This is a genomic window from Sulfitobacter noctilucicola (assembly GCF_000622385.1).
Taxonomy (GTDB): Bacteria; Pseudomonadota; Alphaproteobacteria; order Rhodobacterales; family Rhodobacteraceae; genus Sulfitobacter; species Sulfitobacter noctilucicola.
This window is the reverse complement of record NZ_JASD01000008.1, coordinates 1,009,868-1,029,277: the sequence shown is the minus strand read 5'-3', so window position 1 is coordinate 1,029,277 and position 19,410 is coordinate 1,009,868. Positions and strand designations below refer to the sequence as shown.

Here is a 19,410-nt window from a genome sequence, read left to right as displayed (position 1 = left end):
TTGCCCAATCGTTCCGCAAAATTTTCAAGAGCGCGAAAATTATTCTATTAACCATCTGTTTTATATAAACTAATTCAGAGGATTAATTCTTGTTCGGGTTACAGCCGGATAAGGCTGGATGTCGCTATGCTCTCGGTTTCGGCGTCGTCCAGGCACAAGCTGCGTCCATTTTACCAAAGACATCTGGACGCCGGATTGCGCCGCGCCTAACCTTCCACAAATGCTGCGCTACACACTGAAACGTCTCCTGTCGCTGATCATCAGCCTTGCCGTGGCATCCCTCGTGATTTTTGCCGTGATCGAGATTGCGCCCGGTGATCCGGCCTCCTTTATGCTCGGCATGAATGCCCAGCCCGAGACTTTGACCGCATTGCGGGCCGAGCTGGGTCTCGACCAGTCGAAAGTGCAGCGCTATCTCACATGGGTGGGTGGGATGTTGCAGGGAGATTTCGGCACGTCCTACACCTACCGCACCCCCGTGGCACAGATGGTTGCAGACCGGATGTGGGTGTCTCTGCCTCTTGCGCTTTACGCGCTTGCGTTAAGTACCATCGTCGCATTTCCGGCGGGCATCTATGCGGCCAGTCGTCGTGGGCAAACCGGTGACATCAGCGTGATGGGTGCCACGCAATTAGGTGTCGCTGTGCCCAATTTCTGGTTCGCTATGATGTTGGTTCTGATCTTTGCCATCAATCTGCGCTGGTTCGCGGCCGGAGGTTTTGTCGGCTGGGATGCCGGTTTTTGGGCGGGGCTGCACGCATTAACTCTGCCTGCAATCGCGTTGGCTCTTCCGCAGGCCGCTATTCTTGCGCGGGTGATGCGTTCCGCCCTTCTTGATGTTCTCGGAGAAGACTTCATTCGCACCGCGCGCGCCAAGGGCCTTAGTGCGCGACAGGCGTTGTGGCGGCACGGTGTGCGCAACGCGCTTATCCCCGTGCTTACCATTATCGGTTTGCAGTTCTCGTTCCTGCTTGCAGGGTCCATCATTATCGAGCAGGTCTTTTATCTGCCCGGATTGGGACGGTTGGTTTTCCAATCCATCTCGGCGCGGGATCTGATTGTCGTTGAATCTGTTGTGATGCTCTTGGTCTTTTCGGTGATCCTTGTGAACTTTCTGGTCGACCTTGCCTATGCTCTGGTCGACCCGCGCCTGCGGTCCCGCACATGAACCGCAACCTGATCATTGGCAGCGGACTATCGTTGGTGTTTGTGCTGGCCGCATTGATCAGCTTTGTCTGGACGCCCTTTGATCACGCGGCGCTGGATATCCCCAACAAACTCAAGCCCCCGTCTGCGGGCCACTGGCTCGGGACGGATCATTTCGGTCGCGACATCCTGAGCATGATCATGGTCGGTGCGCGCACCTCTATCGCAGTGGCGCTGGTCGCGGTCGGGATTGGAATGGCTCTCGGCATACCGCTGGGGCTTTGGGCGGCGGCGCGAAGTGGCTCTCTCGTGGATGAGATTATCATGCGCGGTAACGATCTGGTCTTTGCCTTTCCCAGTCTGGTGATCGCGATCCTGATCACCGCGATATTCGGCGCAGGTGCGATTAATGCCATTATTGCCATCGGCATCTTCAACATCCCTGTATTCGCCCGCATTACCCGCGGTGCGGCGTTATCGCTTTGGCAGCGTGAATTCATCCTGGCCGCCCGCGTGGCAGGCAAATCCGCGATGCGTATCTCGGCAGAACATATTCTGCCCAATGTCACGAACCTTTTGATCGTGCAGGCGACAATCCAGTTCTCTCTGGGCATCCTTGCCGAAGCAGGGCTGAGCTATGTTGGTCTTGGTGCGCAACCCCCGACCCCCTCATGGGGTCGCATGCTGGCCGATGCGCAAACACTGGTTAGCATTGCGCCCCACATGGCACTGATGCCAGGGTGTGCGATTATTCTTACTGTGCTGGGTTTGAACCTGATGGGCGACGGGCTGCGCGATGCGCTTGATCCGCGTTTGAGGGTCAGCCGCGTATGACCTTGCTTGAGATCTCGAACCTGAACCTTTCGATCTATGGCGTCGATATTTTGCGCGATGTCACCCTGTCTGTTGCCGAACAGGAGATTGTGGCCGTTACCGGTGAAAGCGGTTCGGGCAAATCCATGACGGCCATGTCAATCCTGCAGCTGCTGCCAAAAGGCGCCGACCTGAACGGCCATATCATGCTGAACGAAACGGACCTTATCCGTCTGCCAGAGGCCGATCTGTGCAACCTGCGCGGCAATGACATTGGCATGGTGTTTCAGGAACCGATGACAGCCCTGAACCCTGTGCAGACAATCGGTGCCCAAGTCGCAGAGACGATCCGTGTGCATAGTCCCCAGACCAGCCGCGCTGATGCAGCGGCACAGGCTGCTGAGACTCTGACACGTGTGGGCCTGCCGCAAGACCGGTTCCCACTATCACGCTATCCCCATGAATTGAGCGGGGGTCAGCGGCAAAGGGTGGTGATCGCGATGGCAATCGCCCTGCGTCCGCGTTTTCTGATCGCTGATGAACCTACAACTGCGCTGGATGTGACGACACAAGCGCAAATTCTCGATCTGCTTACGTCGCTGGCACGCGACGAGGGGATGGGTCTTTTGATTATCACCCACGACCTTGCTGTCGTCGCAAACATGGCGGACCGTATCGTTGTCATGCGCAAGGGCGAGATCGTAGAGCAGGGCGAGACACACCAGTTGCTGCATAATATGCAACATCCCTACACCAAGGCGCTGTTTGCTGCGTCAAACCATCAGGTGGACCTGCCCCCATCCCCGCAACCGGAACCGCTTCTTGAGCTGCGAAATGTATCTCGTGACTACACGCTTCCCCGCACGAGCCTTTTCGGTCCACAACGGCATTTCCGTGCTGTCGATGATGTGTCCTTTACACTTCAAAAAGGTGAGCGTCTTGGACTCGTAGGGGAAAGCGGATGTGGAAAATCGACCCTAACGCGGGCTATTTTGGGGCTGGAGCAGGTTCAGGAAGGCTCGATTACGTTAGGTGGGACGCCCGTGTTTTCTGGCAGTCGCCCCAATCTTGAAGTACGCCGCAAGATACAGGTGGTGTTTCAGGACCCTTACGGCAGTTTCAATCCCCGACACCGCGTTGACCGGTTGATTACCGAACCGTTCCATCTGCTTGAACACGCGCCAACGGGTGCCGACCTTCAGCGAGCCATCGACGAGGCATTAACCGCCGTCGGTCTGAGCCCCAAGGACGCCACGAAATATATCCACGAATTCTCGGGCGGGCAGCGCCAGCGTATCGCTATCGCACGCGCCTTGATGATCAAGCCTGAGCTGATTGTTTTTGACGAAGCGGTCAGTGCGCTTGATGTTTCCGTTCGTGCACAAATCCTTGACCTGCTGGCCGAACTTTGTGGCTCCTATGACCTCACATACCTCTTCATCTCGCATGATTTGTCCGTGGTCCGAACGGTCACAGACCGTGTTCTGGTGATGAAGTCCGGCAAAATCGTAGAACAAGGACAAACCAGCGTCGTGTTTGAACAACCGCAACATCCCTACACAAAAACGCTTATCGAAGCAGCGCCCGTGCTGCCGGAAATCGGAGTATCCGCATGACGAAGCCTGTCAACATTGCTGCAAAGCTCAGCCAGATCAACACACATTGGGATCCGCACATAATCGCAAACTACAACGACAACGATATCATGGTCGTCAAATTTCAGGGCGAATTTCCGTTTCACCTGCATGAGGACACCGACGATTTCTTTCTGGTGCTGCGCGGCGAGATGGTAATGGATATCGAGGAGACCTCACATCCGGTCAAAGCAGGCGAAATATTTGTTGTCCCCAAGGGAGTGACGCACAGACCGCGGTCAGTAGCGGAATGTGAAGTCCTCCTGATTGAGCCGAAAGGCGTCCCTAACACGGGCGATCCAGCGACAGCTTCCGCTAAATCCCGTCTATAAGATGACCCGAAGGAGCATCCCATGACCCCCGGCCCAAAGAACCTGATCACCGATGTCGCGGGGCTTCGCGTAGGCAACGCACAAGATGAAACACTGAAGTCGGGCGCAACCGTAGTGGTCGGCGATGCGCCTTTCACCGCCTCTGTTCACGTGATGGGCGGTGCACCCGGAACTCGCGAAACGGATTTGCTGGCCCCTGACAAATCAGTCGCCGCTGTCGATGCGTTGGTACTGTCCGGCGGTTCATCTTTTGGTCTGGATGCCTGTTCGGGTGTGGTGGACGGACTGCGCAAGGATGGGCGTGGTTTTGCAGTGGGGCCTGCGAAAATTCCACTGGTTCCAGGTGCGATTCTCTTCGATCTGCTCAACGGCGGTGAGAAGGCGTGGGATGAGAACCCCTATCGCGCCTTGGGCCGTGCTGCCTACGATGATGCCGCGACTGATTTCGACATCGGGACTGTGGGTGCCGGCACTGGTGCCCTGACCGCAATGATGAAGGGCGGCTTGGGCTCCGCTTCGCTTGTCCTCCCAGACGGCAGCACCGTCGGGGCCTTGGTCGCGGCCAATCCGGTAGGAGCAGTGACAACACCGGGGGACCGGCATTTCTATGCAGCTCCGTTCGAGATGGACAATGAGTTTGGCGGCCACGGCCCTGATCCGGCAAGCAGTCTGGGCCTGTCGCGCGACAGTCGTAAAGTACAAGCGATGTCACCGCGTGAAAACACGACCATCGCCATCGTCGCCACAGATGCGACCCTATCAAAGGCTGAATGCCAACGCATCGCCGTCGCGGCGCATGACGGGATCGGCCGCGCGACGGTACCTGCGCATACGCCAATGGACGGCGATCTGGTGTTTGCATTGACCACGGCGACACGCCCACAGGGGGACGTGGCATTGATCGGACATGCGGCATCGCTGGTGCTTGCCCGGGCCATTGCGCGCGCTGTGTTCGCCGCCTCGCCATCCCCGAATGATCTCTTGCCCTGTTGGAGCACACTAAATGCCTGAACTGAAACTTTCCGATATCACCCTGCATTACGAAGTTGACGGATCAGGGCCGCCGGTTCTTCTGTTGGCCGGTATGCTAAGCGACAATGCGACGTGGCTTCCGCTGGTTCCTCTGTTGTCTGAACGGTTCACCGTCATACGCCCCGACAATCGCACCACAGGCCGAACGGAACCCAAGGATGCAGCTGCCGACTGTGCCTTGATGGCAGAGGACGCAATGGCGCTAATGGCGCATCTAGGACATGAGAAATTTCACGTGGCCGGTCATTCGCTGGGCGGGCTTTTGTCGCTTGAGATCGCGCATACCGTTCCTGATCGCGTGGCCACAGCGACAGTGCTCGCTTCAGGGCGCGTCCGCTCCCCACGTACCGCATCGTTGTTCAGCACCTTACTCGCGATCAGAGGTGCCCCCGAAGGGGAGGAAATGTGGCTTCGGGCATTTTATCCATGGGTCTTTGGCAATCAGTTCTTTGAAGAACCCGCCCGCATCGAGGAGGCGCTGATTGCCGCACGCGCATACCCTCACGCGCAATCATTTGATGCGATGAAGCGCCAGGTCGCCGCCTTTCATGCGTTCCGTCCCAAAGCAAAAATGGCTGAAATTACGTGTCCGGCGCTTGTGCTCTATGCGGGTCAGGATTTGATGATCCCGCCCGATCTGGCGCGCCCCAGCTTTGCACCGATCCCAGACCTTACCGAAGCCACGATCGAGCATGCCGGCCATTCTATCGTCTGGGACGCCCCGACAGAGGTCGCGGCGCATTTGACAAGCTTTCTGGACGCAAATGCCCTTTAACAGAGACTAGATCGCGTCGATCTGATTGGCGGGGGCGGCCTGTTGTAGCGCGGGAATTTGCATGCATTCGGCATGGATGCGGTTGATGATCGGGCACCCTGTCATGTCGACGTCAAATCGCCCATTATTCAGGACTTGCGCATATAGGCACAGGTCCGCGATGGTCAGTTGATCACCATGACAGAACCTGCCGGTCTCTGGCTCTGACACCAACCGCGCCTCAAGTGCTGCCATACCGGCACCAGCCCATTTGCGGAACCACGCCGCTTTGCCTTCTGCATCTACGCCGTATTCCGTCTCAAGGTGTTTGAGGATGCGCAAATTGTTCACCGGATGGATGTCCAGCGCTACGATATGCGCCAAACTCCGCACACGGGCGCGGCCCCATGGATCAGCGGGCAAAATGGGTGGTTCAGGATGGACCTCATCAAGCCATTCCAGAATGGCGAGCGATTGCGGCAGCGACCCTTGCGGCGTCACCAACGTTGGCACCAGTCCTGAGGGGTTGAGCGCGAGATGCGCCGCGCTGGCCTGCTCCCCCTTCAGCAAAGAAAGCGGAATATAGTCAAATGCCAACCCTTTGAGGTTCAGCGCTGCCCGTACACGTACCGATGTCGATGACCGGAAGTAATTATGCAGGGCAAATTCGCTCATGCTCTTGGTCCGATTGTCACCTCAAGGCCGCCAACACCCTCGACACCACCTGTGATCAGATCCCCCGGCACCACAGAGGCGACGCCGGCGGGTGTGCCGGTCATAATGAGGTCACCGGGTTGCAGCGTCACAGCGTTTGACAGGATCGAGACGTGTTCGCGCACGGACCAGATCAGGTCTTCGATATCCGCGTCCTGACGCATTTCGCCATTCACAGCCAACCAGATACGCCCTTTTTCAAGACTGAAAACATTGGCGATAGGTCTGATTGCGGCGATGGGCGCAGAGTTATCAAACGCCTTGCCCCAGTCCCACGGGCGGCCCATCTTCTTGGCTTCGGCTTGCAGGTCGCGGCGGGTCATGTCCAGACCAACTGCAGCGCCCCAGATGTGATCCATCACATCTTCTTCGGCAATGGCATCGCCACCCTTACCAATTGCCAGCACCAGCTCAATTTCGTGATGCAAGTCTTCGGTCAGTTTCGGGTAGGGCATTGTGCAGGGTGCATCGATGGCCGCATCCGCCGGTTTTGTGAAAAAGAACGGCGCTTCCCTTGTCGGGTCTTTCCCCATCTCGCGGGCGTGAGCTTCATAATTCCGGCCCACGCAGAAAATTCGCCGGATCGGGAACCGGTCCTCGGAGCCTTGTACCGCCAGACTGGCTTGTTGTGGCGCATCAAATACGTACATTCGTTCGGACCTTTCTGTGGGCTGACTTTTCTGAGCAGATCGGGCCTAACGAACACGCCCTGCGCCGCCACGTCAATGGTCAGCCCCCTGTCACGTCGGTATTCCGGACAAATCTTGCAATATCGGACAATCGGGCCGACTGTCGCCTGAACAGGAGTTTACCAGATCACCCAATGTGGCGCGCATGGCATGAAGTTCTGCCAGCTTACGATCGATCTCGTCCAGATGGCTGAGAGCGACAGCTTTCACATCAGCACTCTCACGATCCTGATCGTCATAGAGCGCCAGTAGCGTCCGGCAGCTTTCCAGTGGAAAACCCAAAGACCTTGCCCGTGCAAGAAACGCCAGCTTGTGGGTGTCGTTGACTGAAAACACGCGGTACCCGTTGGAGCCGCGGCCGGGCTGGATCAAACCGACATCCTCGTAATAGCGGATGGTTTTGACCGGCAGCCCTGTGGCTTCGCTTACCGCTTTGATGTTCATACCTTACCTCCCGCCTTACGCAGACGCAGCGCGTTTGCCAAAACGAAAACTGATGAAAAGGCCATGGCCCCCGCCGCCAATGCAGGCGACAGCAGAATGCCAAATGCAGGATACAAGACGCCAGCCGCCACAGGGATCAAGAGCGCGTTGTATCCGAAGGCCCAGATCAGGTTCTCTTTGATGTTGCGCAAAGTCTTTCCAGAGAGATCAAAGGCCCGCACCACGCCAAGCAGATCACCGGACATCAAAACGACATCAGCCGTTTCAATTGCAACATCTGTACCCGTTCCGATAGCAATCCCCACATCTGCTTGGGCCAGAACAGGCGCGTCATTGATACCGTCCCCGACAAAGGCTGTCTTGCCATGTTCGGCCTGCAAAACCTTCAATGCTTCAGTTTTGCCTTCAGGTAAAACGTTTGCGATGACGTGATCAATACCCAATTTTGACGCCACAGCTTCTGCAGTTCCCTGCGCGTCACCAGAGATTAGGGCGATCAGTAGACCGCGTTCCTGCAGTGCTTCAATGGACTTACGGCTGGTTTCGCGAATTGGGTCGGACACAACAAGAAGCGCGAGGTTTTGCCTGTCATCAGCTGCGTAAAAGACTGTACTACCTTCGGCTTCGGCGTGGTTTTTCTTCTTTTCGAAAGAAGTAATATCAATGCTCATTTCCTGCATTAATGCTGCATTGCCGACTGTAACTTTACGCCCCTCAACGATGCCTGAAATCCCGCGACCGGTGTGAACCTGAATCTCGTTTGCCTTGAGAGGTTTGCTTCTACGCTCCTGTGCGTATTGCAACACGGCATGCGCCAGCGGGTGCTCAGAATGGGCTTCAATCGCCGCGATGGAAGCAAGGAATGCATCGCCAGGATCGGCACCAATACTGTCAAATGATGTCAGCATAGGTTTGCCCAAAGTAACCGTGCCGGTTTTGTCCAGCGCGACCACACGAACCTTTTCCAATGACTGAAGCGCATCCCCCTGTCGAAACAAGACGCCAAGTTCTGCCGCGCGTCCCGTGCCGACCATAATGGAAGTCGGCGTGGCCAAACCCATAGCACAGGGGCAAGCGATAATCAGGACAGAAACGCCCGCTACCAAGGCATAGGACAAGGTTGGTGCAGGTCCGAAAAAGAACCAAACACCAAAGGTCACAATGGCTATGGCGAGGACGGCAGGCACGAACCACAATGTCACCTGATCCACCAAAGCCTGAATCGGGAGGCGCGCACCCTGTGCTTGCTGAACTAGTCGGATGATACGCGCCAGTGCGGTGTCTTTCCCCACTTTCGTCACGACACATGTCAAACTACCGGCACCGTTAACCGTACCGCCCGTAAGCGCGTCACCCGTCGATTTTGCGATCTGCATCGGCTCACCGGTCATCATGCTTTCGTCGACAAAGCTCGTACCCTCAAGAACTTCTCCGTCGGTTGGAACCCGCGCGCCCGGTTGGAGGAGGAACACATCCCCGACGTGCAGCTTGTCCACCGGTGTATCTACCCAGCCGGTGCCTTGTTGAACCTTCGCTGTTGGCGGGCTCAGATTGACCAGCCGCGTGATCGCTGCACCTGTCCGACCCTTGGCGCGTGCTTCAAACCAGCGGCCCAGAAGGATGAGTGTGACGATAACGGCCGCGGCTTCAAAATAAACCGCCCGCGTTCCCTGCGGCATTACGGATGGCACCCATAGTGCGACCGTAGAGAACGCCCATGCAGATCCGGCACCAAGGGCGACCAGACTATTCATATTCGGTGCCCGTCGCAGCAAGGCGGGGATACCGTTGGCAAAGAACCCGCGACCGGGCCCCAGCAGAACAGCGGTGGTCAGAACAAACTGGATGATCCAGCTGGTCTCATGCCCGATGGTGCGTCCGATTAGATGATGCAGGGACGGGATCAAGTGACCGCCCATCTCAAGGACAAAGACCGGCAGCGTCAGGGCAGCAGCGATCAGAAAGTCACGGCGGTGCTGCATGGTTGCGGCATCCCGCTCCACGGCGCGATCCTGCGCGTCGTCGCTGTCAGTCGCCTTCGCCGGATATCCGGCATCGGTACTGGCGTTTTCAAGCTCCTGAATTGAAACGACGCCGGGAACGAAGGTCACGCTCGCCGTCTCATCTGCTAGGTTCACCTGCGCTTCAATGACGCCCGCAACATCCTGCAGCGCCCGCGTCACCCGCCCCACACAGGAAGCGCATGAGAGATTTGCAATATTCAAGCGGGCGTGCGCGGTCTCGACTGGATAGCCCGCCTGCTGCAATGCATCCAAGGCGTCGGAAATGACCTCAGGCTTCTCTGGGGATAACTGCGCAGTTTCAGCCGCAAGGTTGACCGCAACATCCTGCGCGCCTGGAACGGAATTTAACACCTTTGTCACGCGGCCAACGCAACTGCCGCAGTGCATGTTCTTAATAGGTAATGTGACTGTCGTACTCATCGCATGCGCCCCGATCGGTGATATCCGGTTAGATAGAGGTTCCAGCAACTGGAAGGTCAATGCGTACGAAATAGTACTCTTTACTATTTCTCCAACCGGCGCTGCTTTGGTCAGTGGTAGCGCTATGTGAAGTCGGGAAAGTTCAGCTAACTCTGGAACACTGTGATACCAAACCGGTGAAATCCGCCATTTGCGCAAAAACCCACCGACCCCACTGGCTGCCACACCCTTTGTCTATTGCAACTGAGGGGTGTGACATCCTAACAGAGTGCGTCTATCAAGCATCGCACCACGCCACGACGAGAAGGTTCAAAGATGACGAACAGCACTATTACGCCGGTGATCCTGTGTGGTGGATCGGGGACGCGGCTGTGGCCCGTCTCTCGCAAGGGTTTTCCCAAGCAGTTCATCGACCTGATCGGCGAAGGCAGTCTGTTTCAACAATCCAGCAAGCGGTTGTCCGGCAAGGGGTTTAGCGGCCCACTGGTCGTAACAAACTCCGATTTCCGCTTTATCGCCACCCAGCAATTGCACGATGCCGGCATTACCCCCGGCGCGGTCCTGATTGAGCCTGAAGCCCGAAACACGGCACCCGCACTGCTGGCTGCCGCATTGACCATGGCGAAAACGGATCCGGCCGCGATTATGCTGGCTGCACCTTCTGATCACTATATCACGCAGGCTGATGTCTTTTGCGATAATGTCATGCGCGGCCTGGATGCAGCGCGGTCCGGCCAGATTGTAACGTTCGGCATCAAACCCGACCGGCCCGAGACCGGCTTTGGGTATCTTGAGCTTGGCGATGGTGAAACCCATGGTGCGATGCCTCTGAAGCGCTTTGTCGAAAAACCGGAGCTGGCAGAGGCGGAGCGTATGCTCGCCGATGGGGGATACCTGTGGAACGCGGGGATCTTTATGTATGCTGCGGACACCCTGATTGATGCGTTTCAGGCCCATGCACCGGAAATGCTGGATCAGGTCCGTGCGGCAGTTGATCAGGCAGAGCCGGACCTTGGCTTTCTGCGGCTGGATCCTGAAGCATGGTCGCAGTGCGATGATATTTCTGTTGATTTTGCGATCATGGAAAAGGTCAGCAACCTGAGTGTCATTGCACATGATGGCGACTGGTCCGACATGGGCGGGTGGAATGCTGTGCATCAGCACGCGACCAAAGATGCGGACGGTGTCGCCCTTCAAGGACACGCTCACGCTGTAGATTGCAAAGATACCTTGCTGCGGTCCGAAAGCGGGGCGGTTCAGCTGGTCGGCTTGGGTCTTGAGAATATCGTTGCTGTTGCCATGCAGGATGCTGTGTTGGTCGCGGACCGTCGTCTGACATCGACCTTGGGTGATGTCGTCAAACAAATGCGTTCGGCAGGCGTGCCACAGGCCGACACTTTTCCCAAAGATCACCGTCCTTGGGGCTTTTTCGAAACACTGATCCTCAGCAGTTCATTTCAGGTGAAACGGATCGTGGTAAACCCCGGTGCGGCACTGAGCCTTCAAAGTCACAAACACCGGTCCGAGCATTGGATCGTTGTTATCGGCACGGCCAAGGTGACAGTTGGACCGGATCAGGACAATTTAAATATCCAGATGGTGCGCGAGAACGAGTCGGTCTACATCCCGCTGGGTGCCATCCACCGCATGGAAAACCCCGGTGACATCCCGATGGAATTGATCGAGGTGCAAACCGGAAGCTATCTCGGCGAGGATGACATCATTCGCTACGAAGATGTCTATGCCCGCGGACAGGGTGCCAAAGGCTGATCAGTCCAGCATTTCCTGAAGGTATTTTCCGTAATCGTTTTTCTTGAACATGGTTGCACGTTCTTGCAGCGCTTCATCCGTGATCCAGCCCTGATCGTGTGCAATTTCCTCAAGACAACCGGTCTGAAGCCCTTGTCGTTTGGTCAGAGTGCGCACAAAGTTACCAGCATCCAGAAGGCTGCCATGTGTGCCCGTATCCAGCCAAGCGTATCCCCGGCCCATGCGTTTCACAGTCAATGCACCGTCATTCAGGTAAAGCTCAAGAAGCGATGTGATTTCCAGCTCACCGCGTGGTGAAGGTTGAACCTCGCGGGCCAGTTTCGGCGCATCCCCATCCAGAAAGTACAGCCCGGTGACCGCGTAATTGGAGGCAGGTTGCTCTGGCTTTTCAATGATCGTCTGTGCAACCCCAGCTTTGTCAAATCCGACCACGCCATAACGTTCCGGGTCAGATACGTGATAGCCGAACACCGTACCGCCACTTGTTTGTTTGTCCGCGTCGTCCAGCAGCTCAGGCAAGCCATGGCCGAAAAAGATATTATCGCCCAGAACCATCGCAGAAGGTGCACCGTCAAGGAAGTCTTCGGCCAGCAGGTAGGCCTGCGCCAGTCCGTCCGGAGAAGGTTGAACAATATAGGTGAGCGAGATGCCCCACTGGCTTCCGTCACCGAGGGTACGTTGGAATTGCTCCTGATCCTGCGGCGTGGTGATCATTGCGATCTCGCGGATACCGCCAAGCATCAGCACCGACAGCGGATAGTAAATCATCGGTTTATCGTAGATAGGAAGCAGTTGTTTGCTGATGCCCATGGTGATCGGATACAGCCGTGTCCCGGACCCGCCTGCTAGAATGATGCCCTTGCGCTTGGTCATTTGAGTGCTCCTAACTCTGCGAGGATCTCGGTAAGGCTGCTGTTCCAATCAGGTCGGTCGATGCCAAAGGTGGCCGCCGTTGATGTGCAGTCCATGCGTGAGTTAAACGGACGCGCAGCAGGTGTCGGGTAATCGGATGACGGAATATCATTAACGGCACAGGAAAGCCCGGACTGATCAAAGATCGCGCGTGCAAAATCTGCCCAACTGCAATCAGGCGCGCCAGAGAAATGATAGATGCCGCTTTTTTCTGGGTCGCCGCGCAAGTCCTGTGCGATCTTCACGCAAGCCGCCGCGATATCACGCGCCATCGTCGGGCCGCCGATCTGATCTGCGACAACGTTCAATGTGTCACGGTCCGCACCCAGGCGCAGCATGGTCTTTACGAAGTTGTTGCCATGCGCCGACACGACCCAAGATGTACGCAAAATCGCGTGCTTCCCTGCGGCAAGATGCACGTTTTCTTCGCCCTTGAGCTTTGACCGACCATAAGCGCCCAACGGACCTGTGGCATGATCCGGCTGCCACGGTGTTGTTCCGCTTCCGTCAAAAACATAGTCCGTGGATATCTGGACAAACGGAATGTCTAGCGCCGCACAGGCACGCGCCATTACTGCCGGGGCGTCCGCATTGATCAATGTTGCCAGCGCCTCTTCTTCCTCTGCATTGTCGACCGCAGTATAGGCGGCCGCATTGATCACAGCTGTTGGTAAATGTGCGTGAATCGCGGAGGAGCAGCTTTCTGGGGCTGTCAGATCCGCGTCTTCGCGGCCAAGGCATTTCACCTCGGAAAAGCGTGCCAGTTCGCGGGCAACCTGCCCCGTTTTGCCGAAAACGAGTATGGTCATCCCTTCACTCCCAGACGCTCACCCACGCCGTCACGCGCCTGCAACGCACGCCACCAGTCTTCGTTATTCAGAAACCATTCGACGGTACGCTCCAGCCCTTCTTCCACCGTCACCGATGGCCTCCAGCCAAGCTCGTCCCTGATGCGGGACGGGTCAATCGCATAGCGCAGGTCATGGCCGGCTCGGTCTTGGACGTAAGTGATCTGCTTAGCGTATGGTGTCTCCTTCGGGCGCTTCTTATCCAGAATGGAGCAGATGGTGCGTACCAGATCAATATTGCGGGCTTCGTTCTCTCCCCCGATATTATAACTGCGGCCGAGCGCGCCTTTCTCAAGAACCAGCAAGAGCGCATCTGCATGGTCCTCGACATAAAGCCAATCGCGGATGTTCAGTCCCTCTCCATAGACAGGGATATCTTTTCCGGCGAGCGCGTTCAGGATCACGACAGGGACAAGTTTCTCAGGGAAGTGGAACGGGCCATAGTTGTTTGAACAATTGGTCAGAACGACAGGCAGGCCGTAGGTCTCATGCCATGCTCGCACCAGATGGTCGCTTGCGGCCTTCGATGCCGAATAGGGAGAGCGCGGGTCATAGGGTGTATCTTCGGTGAACATGCCTGTCTCGCCAAGCGATCCGAAAACCTCATCGGTTGAAATGTGGTGAAACCGGAAGCTTTCTGGCGTACCGGCCTGCACCCAGTAGCTGCGCGCGGCCTCAAGCATGTTGTAAGTACCGGTGATATTCGTCTCAACAAAGTCGCCGGGCCCGTCAATTGACCGGTCAACATGGCTTTCGGCAGCAAGATGCATCACTGCGTCAGGCTTATGCTTTGCAAAAACTGCATCGACTGCAACCCGATCCCGAATATCGACATGCTCAAAACTATAAAGCGGGTCTTGCGCGACCTGTGTGAGGTTTTCGAGGCACCCGGCATAGGTCAAGGCGTCAAGATTAACGACATTGTGCCCGCGTGAAACCGCCAGACGCACGACAGCCGACCCAATAAAACCGGCACCACCTGTAACAAGAACTTTCATTACACGTCTCCCAGCGAGAATGGACTGTCGAAATCCGCCAGCAACGGAGCTGCCGTGTCCTTTTCGGACAGCACCGCAGGGCCGCTTAGACCCCAATCAATGCCGATATCGGGATCATCAAAGCGTACAGCACCGTCACATTCGGGTGCATAGTAATCACTGCACTTGTAGATAATCTCGGTATCGGGCTGGAGTGTCGAAAAACCGTGAAGAAAGCCCGCCGGTATCAGCAGTTGCAAACCGTTTTCCGCTGACAGCTCGTAGCCGACCCATTCACCAAAAGTCGGGCTGCCCTTGCGGATATCCACCGCAACGTCAAACAATGCGCCACGGCCACAGCGGACCAGTTTTGCTTGCGCATGAGGTGGCGACTGAAAGTGCAGACCCCGCACCGTATTCACCGCAGCCGAGACGGAATGGTTGTCCTGTACGAAATCAATTTCAATGCCATGCTGCGCCATCTTTTGGCGGTTCCAGCTTTCGGAGAAAAACCCGCGCACATCACCAAAACGCGGCGGGTTGATCAAAAACACATCGGCAAGCTTCGTAGGTGTCAAGAATTCCAAAATGCGGCTCCGTCGCTGAATGGCTCAGTTTGCGCCAAACAACACATCTACACCGCAAATTCAAAGTCTATTCAGGGATTTTTAGCGGTTTTCCGCGCGGTGTTGCCGCACTTTCAGCAGTTAACACTTCGTTCATGACATTAGCTTCACTCATATGGGAGGGAATCAGGACACTTCCGAGCCCTTCCAACTCGACAGTCCGGTATGCGGATTCCGTCTTTTCTGATTGACCCATATTATTTCCCCAAGGTTGAAAGTGTGAACAAACGATTTGATCCCAGACGGTTCTCGACATGCAATTTCGGCACGGCCCCCGTGTTATCAATCGAAAGGTTGATGCCACCCGCAGGCCCTGTGGTACCGGTCAACGGTCCTGTGAAATAATTGAGGGTCCCGGGCGGGTTCGCAAACATCTCTCCAAAGTTGTTTGCGCCAGTCAGTGTCCCGGTGATCGCAACAAGGAAGAAGCGTCCCTCCATATTCACACTCAGCCACAGCATGATCCGTGATGGATTTGACCACGGGATCGGGACCGACCAAGCAGTGTCGTTCAGAATGAATACATCCTGAAAGTAGGACTGACCGCTAGGAAACTGGACGGCCCCGGTGGCCGCTTCGGTGCGCATTGCCGTCTTGAAGTTGTTGCCGTCAGCGCTGACTTTGATCGAAAAGTTGTCGTTCCCGGCGGTGCCCATTTCGGCCCTGCCAGAAAAACCTGTTTGAAACAAAAGGCTCGCCGTATCGGCAGCAGCCGCTTTGTTCAGCTTAAGCTGATGACCGCCGCCTGCGTTATTGAGAAGTGTTGCGTCAGATGAAACCGCGAGTTTGTTTGTCGTATCCGCCGCAGTGTTAACACCCAACACCAGGATATTTTGCAAATCGACCGCACCGCCGCCCGCGATCTGCCAATCCGTCCCGTCAAACCTGATCTCTTCGCCGGTGGCTGAGATATCCGCCCGCCAGCCGATCTGTGGCGTAAAGAACTGCCATGCATTCTCAGCCCATACAGCGATATTGGTCTCGCGTCCGGCCCACGCACCCGTCGCCGCATCCGCAACAATATAGCGATCACCGATTGCAGCCTGTGCCGGCGGTGAGGTCAATGTGCTGCTGATCACTGTCAATTGCGTGATGGCATCCAGAATGCGCAACGCCTCGTTATGGGTCACATGTTTTTGCGCCTGTGCTGGCTGGATATATGGCAGCGACAGAGAGGGAGACGTCTGAGACATGGGCAGTCCTTTGCATCGTAAATGAAACCGGAATGGACCGAACCCTGTTCTAGTTCTGTAAATATTACCTCTGTGAGCCGCTCGGTCTGCGAAATTTGACGCAACATTGAACTTCTAAAATTATGCCTAAGCGTCACGGAACTGCCACTTTCGCGGCGTGCGTGATGTCTGATGCATTTGCCACTCTGCCAAAGAACAAAGGGGAATCAGGCAGATGGTCAGAGCAACATTTTCCGCACACGGGGCACTTCATTCGAACGAGGAATTCGGTCTTGTCGGATTGAACGACATCAAGGTCGTCGATGGGTCGGGCGGCCCGACACTCTATGCCGCTACCCGCGGTGATGGTTGGCTGACCTCTTACGATCTGGGCGACCGACCCGGTCAAACATCATTTGAACAACACTGGAGACTTGCGCCAAACCTTTTGCAGTTGGAGACAACCGATCTGGTGATGCGCAATGTGAATGGTTCACAAGAACTTTATCTGGCGGGCCTCAACGACAGCGCACTCACGGGCGTCCAACTTGACAGCGATGGTCGAGGGAACGCCTTCGACGGTGGCCTTTCCTACACCGCTTCCGGTCGCAACCTGAGCGGCCTGTCAGAATTAGAGCTTTTCGACAGTGGCGCTAATGGAATTGCTGCTTTGCGCACTGGTGGACTGGTCACTGTCTCTTTCGGCCCCGGCAACACATTGAATCTAGCCAATGTCAATCAGGGCAGCAACATGCAGGGCGAACGCACTCACAGCATCGCAACGACGAGCCATAACGGTGACACATATGCATTCGTCACCTATCAGGGAGAAGATACGGTCAGCATGTTTCGCCGTCTGACCAACGGCACGATGCAGCACATGATGGATGTCGGCGCGACTGACGGATTCTGGACGGATCGGCCCGGCGACCTGACCATTACTACTGCCGCTGACGGCCGTGCCTATGTTGTCGTGGCTGGTTCAGGCAGCGATTCGCTTTCGACGTTTCAGGTTTCACCAACTGGTATGATACCGGTGGACCACCTTCTCGACAGTCTGGATACCCGCTTTGCAGGGGCCAGCCATGTAACTAGCGTGAGCCTCAATGGTCAGAACTTCGTCCTCGCAGCAGGCTCCGACAGCGGCATCAGCCTTTTCACTGTTCTACCGGGCGGCAGGCTCCAACACATCGACGCGATGGCAGGCTCGGCCGACACGCCTCTTCGCGGCATCACCTCCCTTGATGCAATGGCAACGCCGGACGGAATTCGGTTTTGGGTTTCCACCGAATCCGCACCCTACCTTTCCGAATATTCGATCGATCTTCCTAACATCGGTATAAATCTTGGCGCGAGTGCGGCGGGCAGTACACTTGCAGGTAGCGTGGGGGACGACGTTCTGGCTGGTGGTGGGGGTGCAGATGTCTTGAACGGTGGATTCGGCAATGACATCCTGCTTGATGGTGCCAGCGCCGACCGTCTGCGTGGCGACGGTGGCCGCGATACGTTTGTGCTGGTCGAAGACGGTGCCAGAGACACGATTGTCGACTTCCAGATGGGTTTTGACCGGATTGACCTGTCCGATTTCAGCCAGACCAGCGGTTTAGGTGGAATGACCATCGTCTCCCAAAGCTGGGGGGCCGAATTCCGAATCGGAGCCGACATACTCGAAGTCCGCTCTGCTGACGGGTCGCGTTTCCATGCGCGGGATTTCGACAAAACCAATCTGATCACCGGAAACCGCATTCAAACCGATCCGGCGGAATACCCCGGCGGCAACGGGAACAGCCGCCCTGATCCGAACCCTGGATCCATCGCCAATCCGACCGGTATTGATCCGACCACTCTTGCGCCTGATTGGCAGAATGAACCGAGCTACGTTCTCAACCGCGCGCAGGGTGATTTTGTCGGCACCAACGGCGGCGACACTATCCAAAGAGGCGAAGAGAATGATCGCCTGTTCGGCGCTTTAGGCAATGATACCATCCAATCAGGTGCGGGACGTGACGCCGTGAACGGTGAAGGCGGGAATGACCTGATCGAAGGAGGTGGCGATGGTGATTACCTGCTCGGCGGCGCCGGTTTTGACACGATCAATGGAGGTGACGGGCATGATACAATGTCGGGTGATACCTTTGCTGACTCGCTGAACGGTGGCAACGGCAACGATGTCATCACCGGCGGTGATGGCTTTGACCAGATCATCGGGGGGGCGGGGAACGACCGCATTTGGGCCGGTTCCTCCCCCGATCGTGTTTACGGCGGTGATGGTAATGACTGGCTGAGTGCGGGAAGCAACTTTGGCTATAGCGTCGACGGCGTCTTCGGCGAAGCAGGGAATGATACGATCTTTGGAAATGCCGGTTTCGATCTCTTGAACGGCGGCGCGGGGGATGACCTGATCGATGGCGGGCACCAATCCGACAACATCTATGGCGAAGAAGGAAATGACACCCTTCTGGGTGACCAAGGTTTTGACCGTCTCTTCGGCGGACTGGGCAACGATATGCTATATGGCGGCGCGGCCGGCGACGGGGTCTTTGGGCAGGAAGGCGACGACACGCTTTGGGGCGGTGAAGGCGGGGATCGGTTTTTTGGCGGTCAGGGCAACGATATCATTGATGGCGGGACCGGCAATGATACAGTCTATGGCGATGCCGGGTTCGATACCATTCTGGGCGGTGAAGGGGACGATTTGATGTTTGGCAGCTTTAATGCCGATCAGTTTGTTTTCGCCGATGGACACGGAAACGACACCATCGCAGATTTCGATGCATTCAACTCAAACGAAGTTCTCGATTTCTCCAGCCTCTCGGGCTTCAACCGCTATAGCGACGTGAATAATGCGGCAACACAAGTCGGACAGGATGTTGTCATCAATACAGGCGGCGGCAACTCTATCCGGTTAACGCGGGTTAATCTTAGCGATCTGGATAGCAATGACTTTACATTTTAAGTGAGAGAATATTCGCAGCTTACAGTTTGGTGACTAATCGACGATTTACGTCCATCCCTGCTACGAGGAGAATGCGCTTGTCGCCAGCCCTCCAAGTCCTCGTCTGACCGGGCGGATTGGCCGGTTAGTCTTTGACTCAGATGCTCA

General features: G+C 56.3%; 17 protein-coding genes. 8 read left to right on the top strand and 9 right to left on the bottom strand.

All coding sequences use genetic code 11. The features are described 5' to 3' along the window. The first annotated feature begins 220 nt into the window (after positions 1 to 220). Genes Z946_RS0108790 through Z946_RS0108765 form a run of 6 tightly spaced genes read left to right on the top strand, consistent with a single transcriptional unit; the run spans position 221 to position 5,732 of the window. Positions 221 to 1,168 (top strand): ABC transporter permease, encoded by a 948-nt coding sequence (locus tag Z946_RS0108790; protein WP_025055364.1) that lies wholly within the window; start codon positions 221 to 223, stop codon positions 1,166 to 1,168. Next, the gene (locus Z946_RS0108785) at positions 1,165 to 1,980 is read left to right on the top strand and encodes an ABC transporter permease (RefSeq protein WP_025055363.1); all 816 of its coding nucleotides are present in this window, start codon (positions 1,165 to 1,167) and stop codon (positions 1,978 to 1,980) included. Before Z946_RS0108790 ends, Z946_RS0108785 begins: the two co-directional genes overlap by 4 nt. Further along, positions 1,977 to 3,575, top strand: coding sequence for an ABC transporter ATP-binding protein (locus tag Z946_RS0108780; protein ID WP_025055362.1), 1,599 nt, complete (start codon positions 1,977 to 1,979; stop codon positions 3,573 to 3,575). The genes Z946_RS0108785 and Z946_RS0108780 overlap by 4 nt, the downstream gene beginning before the upstream one ends. Further along, positions 3,572 to 3,925, top strand: coding sequence for a cupin domain-containing protein (locus tag Z946_RS0108775; RefSeq protein WP_025055361.1), 354 nt, complete (start codon positions 3,572 to 3,574; stop codon positions 3,923 to 3,925). Before Z946_RS0108780 ends, Z946_RS0108775 begins: the two co-directional genes overlap by 4 nt. Positions 3,926 to 3,946: 21 nt before the next feature. After that, positions 3,947 to 4,936: a P1 family peptidase gene (locus Z946_RS0108770; RefSeq protein WP_025055360.1), complete on the top strand. Its 990-nt coding sequence runs from the start codon at positions 3,947 to 3,949 to the stop codon at positions 4,934 to 4,936. Continuing rightward, entirely contained in the window at positions 4,929 to 5,732 is an 804-nt protein-coding gene (locus Z946_RS0108765) for an alpha/beta fold hydrolase (RefSeq protein WP_025055359.1), read from the top strand. The genes Z946_RS0108770 and Z946_RS0108765 overlap by 8 nt, the downstream gene beginning before the upstream one ends. 6 nt (positions 5,733 to 5,738) lie before the next feature. Here Z946_RS0108765 and maiA read toward each other — a convergent pair whose 3' ends face one another. The 4 genes from maiA to Z946_RS0108745 form a co-directional block, all read right to left on the bottom strand. Continuing rightward, positions 5,739 to 6,386, bottom strand: coding sequence for a maleylacetoacetate isomerase (maiA, locus tag Z946_RS0108760; protein WP_025055358.1), 648 nt, complete (start codon positions 6,384 to 6,386; stop codon positions 5,739 to 5,741). Continuing rightward, positions 6,383 to 7,075, bottom strand: a complete 693-nt coding sequence (locus Z946_RS0108755; protein ID WP_025055357.1) for a fumarylacetoacetate hydrolase family protein — start codon at positions 7,073 to 7,075, stop codon at positions 6,383 to 6,385. The genes maiA and Z946_RS0108755 overlap by 4 nt, the downstream gene beginning before the upstream one ends. Positions 7,076 to 7,165: 90 nt before the next feature. Beyond that, positions 7,166 to 7,558 carry a Cu(I)-responsive transcriptional regulator gene (gene cueR, locus Z946_RS0108750; RefSeq protein WP_025055356.1) on the bottom strand — a complete coding sequence of 131 codons (393 nt, stop codon included), beginning with the start codon at positions 7,556 to 7,558 and terminating at the stop codon, positions 7,166 to 7,168. Next, positions 7,555 to 10,002 (bottom strand): heavy metal translocating P-type ATPase, encoded by a 2,448-nt coding sequence (locus Z946_RS0108745; RefSeq protein ID WP_025055355.1) that lies wholly within the window; start codon positions 10,000 to 10,002, stop codon positions 7,555 to 7,557. Before Z946_RS0108745 ends, cueR begins: the two co-directional genes overlap by 4 nt. A 315-nt stretch (positions 10,003 to 10,317) precedes the next feature. Between Z946_RS0108745 and Z946_RS0108740 the strand changes: the two genes are divergently transcribed. Further along, entirely contained in the window at positions 10,318 to 11,772 is a 1,455-nt protein-coding gene (locus tag Z946_RS0108740; RefSeq protein WP_037969133.1) for a mannose-1-phosphate guanylyltransferase/mannose-6-phosphate isomerase, read from the top strand. Here Z946_RS0108740 and rfbA read toward each other — a convergent pair whose 3' ends face one another. The 5 genes from rfbA to Z946_RS20595 all read right to left on the bottom strand — a co-directional run bounded on the left by rfbA (position 11,773) and on the right by Z946_RS20595 (position 16,328). Next, positions 11,773 to 12,645, bottom strand: coding sequence for a glucose-1-phosphate thymidylyltransferase RfbA (rfbA, locus tag Z946_RS0108735; RefSeq protein WP_025055353.1), 873 nt, complete (start codon positions 12,643 to 12,645; stop codon positions 11,773 to 11,775). Next, a complete protein-coding gene (gene rfbD / locus Z946_RS0108730) occupies positions 12,642 to 13,493 on the bottom strand; it encodes a dTDP-4-dehydrorhamnose reductase (protein WP_025055352.1) in 852 nt (283 codons plus the stop codon). The genes rfbA and rfbD overlap by 4 nt, the downstream gene beginning before the upstream one ends. Beyond that, complete coding sequence (gene rfbB, locus Z946_RS0108725) at positions 13,490 to 14,530, bottom strand: dTDP-glucose 4,6-dehydratase (RefSeq protein ID WP_025055351.1); 1,041 nt, start codon at positions 14,528 to 14,530, stop codon at positions 13,490 to 13,492. Before rfbB ends, rfbD begins: the two co-directional genes overlap by 4 nt. Further along, entirely contained in the window at positions 14,530 to 15,096 is a 567-nt protein-coding gene (gene rfbC, locus Z946_RS0108720; RefSeq protein ID WP_037969131.1) for a dTDP-4-dehydrorhamnose 3,5-epimerase, read from the bottom strand. The genes rfbB and rfbC overlap by 1 nt, the downstream gene beginning before the upstream one ends. Positions 15,097 to 15,332: 236 nt before the next feature. After that, the gene (locus Z946_RS20595) at positions 15,333 to 16,328 is read right to left on the bottom strand and encodes a DUF2793 domain-containing protein (protein WP_025055349.1); all 996 of its coding nucleotides are present in this window, start codon (positions 16,326 to 16,328) and stop codon (positions 15,333 to 15,335) included. A gap of 214 nt (positions 16,329 to 16,542) precedes the next feature. Between Z946_RS20595 and Z946_RS0108710 the strand changes: the two genes are divergently transcribed. Next, positions 16,543 to 19,263: a calcium-binding protein gene (locus Z946_RS0108710; RefSeq protein WP_025055348.1), complete on the top strand. Its 2,721-nt coding sequence runs from the start codon at positions 16,543 to 16,545 to the stop codon at positions 19,261 to 19,263. Positions 19,264 to 19,410 lie beyond the last annotated feature (147 nt).

Bases quoted from the DNA above. Each gene is read 5' to 3' on its own strand.
- rfbD (WP_025055352.1), bottom strand. From the start codon at position 13,493: ATGACCATACTCGTTTTCGGCAAAACGGGGCAGGTTGCCCGCGAACTG.
- Z946_RS0108755 (WP_025055357.1), bottom strand. From the start codon at position 7,075: ATGTACGTATTTGATGCGCCACAACAAGCCAGTCTGGCGGTACAAGGC.
- Z946_RS0108785 (WP_025055363.1), top strand. From the start codon at position 1,165: ATGAACCGCAACCTGATCATTGGCAGCGGACTATCGTTGGTGTTTGTG.
- Z946_RS20595 (WP_025055349.1), bottom strand. From the start codon at position 16,328: ATGTCTCAGACGTCTCCCTCTCTGTCGCTGCCATATATCCAGCCAGCA.
- rfbA (WP_025055353.1), bottom strand. From the start codon at position 12,645: ATGACCAAGCGCAAGGGCATCATTCTAGCAGGCGGGTCCGGGACACGG.
- cueR (WP_025055356.1), bottom strand. From the start codon at position 7,558: ATGAACATCAAAGCGGTAAGCGAAGCCACAGGGCTGCCGGTCAAAACC.
- rfbB (WP_025055351.1), bottom strand. From the start codon at position 14,530: ATGAAAGTTCTTGTTACAGGTGGTGCCGGTTTTATTGGGTCGGCTGTC.
- Z946_RS0108770 (WP_025055360.1), top strand. From the start codon at position 3,947: ATGACCCCCGGCCCAAAGAACCTGATCACCGATGTCGCGGGGCTTCGC.
- Z946_RS0108780 (WP_025055362.1), top strand. From the start codon at position 1,977: ATGACCTTGCTTGAGATCTCGAACCTGAACCTTTCGATCTATGGCGTC.
- Z946_RS0108710 (WP_025055348.1), top strand. From the start codon at position 16,543: ATGGTCAGAGCAACATTTTCCGCACACGGGGCACTTCATTCGAACGAG.
- Z946_RS0108745 (WP_025055355.1), bottom strand. From the start codon at position 10,002: ATGAGTACGACAGTCACATTACCTATTAAGAACATGCACTGCGGCAGT.
- Z946_RS0108740 (WP_037969133.1), top strand. From the start codon at position 10,318: ATGACGAACAGCACTATTACGCCGGTGATCCTGTGTGGTGGATCGGGG.
- Z946_RS0108775 (WP_025055361.1), top strand. From the start codon at position 3,572: ATGACGAAGCCTGTCAACATTGCTGCAAAGCTCAGCCAGATCAACACA.
- Z946_RS0108765 (WP_025055359.1), top strand. From the start codon at position 4,929: ATGCCTGAACTGAAACTTTCCGATATCACCCTGCATTACGAAGTTGAC.
- maiA (WP_025055358.1), bottom strand. From the start codon at position 6,386: ATGAGCGAATTTGCCCTGCATAATTACTTCCGGTCATCGACATCGGTA.
- Z946_RS0108790 (WP_025055364.1), top strand. From the start codon at position 221: ATGCTGCGCTACACACTGAAACGTCTCCTGTCGCTGATCATCAGCCTT.